This window comes from Luteolibacter pohnpeiensis, assembly GCF_016595435.1.
Lineage (GTDB): Bacteria > Verrucomicrobiota > Verrucomicrobiia > Verrucomicrobiales > Akkermansiaceae > Luteolibacter > Luteolibacter pohnpeiensis.
Window position 1 is genome coordinate 1 of sequence record NZ_JAENIJ010000121.1, and the last position, 1,291, is coordinate 1,291.

The 1,291-nt window shown below is 49.0% G+C and carries 3 protein-coding genes; 2 read left to right on the plus strand and 1 reads right to left on the minus strand.

All coding sequences use genetic code 11. From position 1 onward, the window contains the following. The coding region (locus JIN85_RS20475) for a hypothetical protein (protein WP_200274347.1) at positions 1-324 on the plus strand (324 nt) is incomplete at its 5' end. Here the strand turns inward: JIN85_RS20475 and JIN85_RS20480 are convergent. After that, complete coding sequence (locus tag JIN85_RS20480; RefSeq protein WP_200274349.1) at positions 321-953, minus strand: hypothetical protein; 633 nt, start codon at positions 951-953, stop codon at positions 321-323. The two genes, JIN85_RS20475 and JIN85_RS20480, sit on opposite strands and share 4 nt — an antisense overlap. 138 nt (positions 954-1,091) lie before the next feature. Here JIN85_RS20480 and JIN85_RS20485 point away from each other — a divergent pair. Next, the coding region (locus JIN85_RS20485; protein WP_200274351.1) for a terminase small subunit-like protein at positions 1,092-1,291 on the plus strand (200 nt) is incomplete at its 3' end.

Consider the following 1,291-nt stretch of genomic DNA (forward strand, 5'->3'; position numbering starts at 1 on the left):
GCCGAGATGGCGGCGTGGTTTGGCTGCGCGACGCGGACGATTGAGCGGCGGATGTCGCGCAAGGATGGGGAGTTTTGTCGGTCCTATGAAAAGGGGTTCGGGCGACTGAAGATTTCGCTGCGTCGGCAGCAGATCGAATCTGCCAAGGGCGGCAACGTCTCGATGCTGATCTGGCTCGGCAAGCAGCTGCTGGATCAAGCCGACAAGCGCGAGGTGAAGGAAGAAGCGACGGTGACGGAGAAGGCAGCACCGCTCACGCTGAGTCCGGAGGATGAGGAGTTTTTACAGAGGAAGGAGCGAGCTTTTAAGGAACTAAAGTCCTAAGGGAGAGTGTAGATTTTTGCGTAGGTTAAATATTTTTTCTCCAAGAGATTGAAGTGTCGAACCAAGCTCTCAGCCCATTCTAGCCCTTTTTCGTATTCTCGCTTCATTTGGGCAGATTTCAGGTCATCGTATCCCTTCCATTTGAAGTGAACGAATTGATTTCTCCTCTCAGAGATGAAATTCAGCTTGGTGATCCACGACTTGGCCGGGTTTTTTTCTGTGTAAGATGATATGATGAAAATGTATTTAGACTTTGTTCCGGTATCTCGTAGAAAGTCTTGAATGAATGAATCCGCGAGTTTACGCCTTCTAAGGTATGATGCGACGAACAAATTCAACATGTGTTCGGTCCACGTTGCATAAAATAGAATAGCAAGTTCGACATTCTTTGATTTGCGAAATGAACGGGCTTGGTCCAAGAGGGTTTTCCTGTGGTCCAGAATTAGGCTGAATTGGGCATCTGATTCGGCGATTTTTCTTAGGTAGGAAAACACCTCCTGATTGAATTGATCCTTTGATTTTCCTGTTGGATTCAGAGATCCGTCAGCAAGAGCGGAGTTAATTATATGTTGAACGATGCTGTTTGCCAGGTCATCATCGATATCTATCTCGCTTTCTTGGGTCTTCATGAGGGCAGCATATTATGTGGATCAATCGATTGTGTTGAAGTTCAAAGCGGTGTCAACGGGTATGGAATTGTTGTTTAATCCAATAGGGACCACTGCCCCGCCTCGCTACGACCTCGCGTGCGCGAATCATCGGAGCCGATGAAACCGAAACGGGATAAGAAGCCGAAGAAGTCAAAGCGAACTCAAGCCAGCTCAACCAAGAAGAGCGGACGGCCAACGAAGCGGATCGACGAGGTGATCGAGAGAGTGCTCGAAGGCTTGTCGATGGGGACGCCTCTCACCCTGATTTGCGCTGAGGAAGGGATGCCTTCGCCGAAGACGATTTACAATTGGATGGC